Raw genomic sequence first — 2,121 nt, 5'->3', positions numbered from 1 at the left:
GTGGCTGTCTTCTACGACGGCGGCACCGCGACCGACGGCAAGGCCGTCTCCTCCCTGTACACCTTCACCAGCGACGGCACCGAATTCCAGGCACCACAGAAGGTTTGGACCAGCACAGGTTCATTCGACTGGAACCGTAGCCAGTTGGCCTCCGGGGACTACAACGGCGACGGCAAGCATGACGTCGCTGTCTACTACGACAAGGAAACTACCGCTGACGGCCGCAAGGTCGATGCCCTCTTCTCGTTCCTCAGCACGGGTACGGGGTTCCAGCTTCCGTCGGCTCGCTGGCAAGGCAGCGTGATCTGATCCAAATCTGCGGGTGATTACTCAGCTGCCATCCCGCCGCACCCACGGCATACGGCAGGTCGAGGAACAACCGCGCAGTACCACACCCTGCCAAGACCGTCATCATCGTGCGCATCGGCTGCCCGATCGTTGATCGGCGTCCCGGGTGGCGTGTCCGGCCCAACTCCGGCACCTGTCGGCTGGCTAGGCCGGACACGCCACCCGGCTCAACCATTCCCCACTGATTCACTGATGCGGTATTTCACTCACTGACCGAAGGCCGCACCTATGAAACTTCCACCGACCTTGACCAGGAAACCATGAATAAACGCTCACTGCCTCTTTCCAGAGCCTTTTCTACTTTTTTTATCCTACTCACTTGGTTGATCGTCACGAGTGGCCTGGAAGTCGCCGCAGCTACCGCATCCACCGGCTCTCCTGCATTCCGGTATGAGGTGGACCCCAATGCGTACACCTACAAAAATATTCCCGGTACGGAGATCACCTTCGGTTCCGCCGCAGGAGAGAGCTCTTATTTGAGATCAACAGGAATCGTCGCGAGCTCCGTCGACACCTTGGAGAGCGGGGACAACATCGGCAACACGTTTGCCATCATATGCCAGTACTCCGACGGAACTGCCCTGCCTGGGTCGGTAGAAGCCGGCGCATACTGGGCGACTAATATCGTACCCCCCTCGGAAGTCTCCATCACTCCGGCCATCAGGTGGGTATTTACCGCACCCACTACAGCCACCTACACGTGTCGGCTATCCGTGACGAGCTACTCGACGATTATCCGCAACGGCAGAACCGTCACCATGCAGGTTGCGGCAGGCGCCCAACTGAATCGCAGCCAGTACGCAGGAAGTGCCGGTTGGACGCTTTCGGAAGGACAGGGCACCATAATCCAGCGCGGCAGCGATACCAGCGTCATGAGTTTCACCTATGAGCCTCGCGGTTCCGGTCGGACAACCATAGTGCAGGATGCTGCGCTGAGCACCTGCAAGCCGCTTTCTAGTATCTGTGACGGTGGCACTTCGGCGTACACAGGAACAAAGGCCGAAACCTGGATCGAAGCTCAGCCCCTCACCGCAGGGGGTGAACCGTGCGGTCCCCTCATCAAAAGCGCCCCGAATACTTGGAGCATATCCACCGCTAAACATCACCAGACGGCGATGAACTCGCTATACATCGACCATGCCCAGATAGTAGAGTGTGAAAAAATAGTCATCACCATGCGCATTCGAAATGTAGACGGCAATCCTCTATATGTGCACGCAGGCTGGGCTATCAATAATATGGCAGCTACCCACGGTTTCGCCCTAACTGCCTACTGAACCATTTTCATCCTGTATGTACGCAAGTCAGCAGGGTGTGGACGGCTTGATGCCCGTGCCCCACGCGCAGGGAGCTGTCGAAAAATGAGTCCTTGATCTTGGCGCGGGTCATGAGCTCGCGAGATCATGTCCGGCGATCGCGGCAAGTTGTTGTGCCGTGGTCACGGTGACGACACCGGTGGAGGCGGTGTGGCCGAGTGCGGTGAGTACCTGGGTCGCGTCCCGGAGAGTTGCGCCGATCCGGCTGTTGCTCAGGCCGGTCGCCTCGGCGAGCACCGTGTTTGCCATGAATCAGCGTTTTTTGAGGAGGAAGACGACGAGTTGGTCGGCGGTGGACAGTCGTCTGCCGCCGACCCCGGGGCCACCGTCGGGACGTTTCCCGGGAAGGAGGACCGGTGGAAGTTCGGCACGCCAGGCGCGGTAGCGGGCGGCGAGGTCATCGAAGGCGGGTGCCTCCAGTCCAGTGAGGCTGGGGTGCCGCAGCCAGGTGGGGAGT

The 2,121-nt window shown here is 59.6% G+C and carries 2 protein-coding genes and 1 pseudogene; 2 read left to right on the top strand and 1 reads right to left on the bottom strand.

What is annotated here, in order from left to right; all coding sequences use genetic code 11:
• Both ACIQR3_RS38100 and ACIQR3_RS38095 read left to right on the top strand, forming a co-directional pair.
• Positions 1 to 309, top strand: a 309-nt coding sequence (locus ACIQR3_RS38100) for an FG-GAP-like repeat-containing protein (protein WP_403546164.1), incomplete at its 5' end; no start/stop codon positions are given.
• A 362-nt stretch (positions 310 to 671) separates the two neighbouring features.
• A complete protein-coding gene (locus ACIQR3_RS38095; RefSeq protein WP_403546162.1) occupies positions 672 to 1,625 on the top strand; it encodes a hypothetical protein in 954 nt (317 codons plus the stop codon).
• Between the two features lie 108 nt (positions 1,626 to 1,733).
• On the opposite strand, the pseudogene ACIQR3_RS38090 reads toward ACIQR3_RS38095, so the two are convergent.
• A pseudogene (locus tag ACIQR3_RS38090) lies at positions 1,734 to 2,121 on the bottom strand (ISAzo13 family transposase); the annotation flags it as partial.

This window comes from Streptomyces sp. NPDC090994 (assembly GCF_044768905.1).
GTDB lineage: Bacteria > Actinomycetota > Actinomycetes > Streptomycetales > Streptomycetaceae > Streptomyces.
The sequence above is the reverse complement of the archived record's forward strand: the minus strand, read 5'-3'. Positions and strand labels throughout refer to the sequence as shown.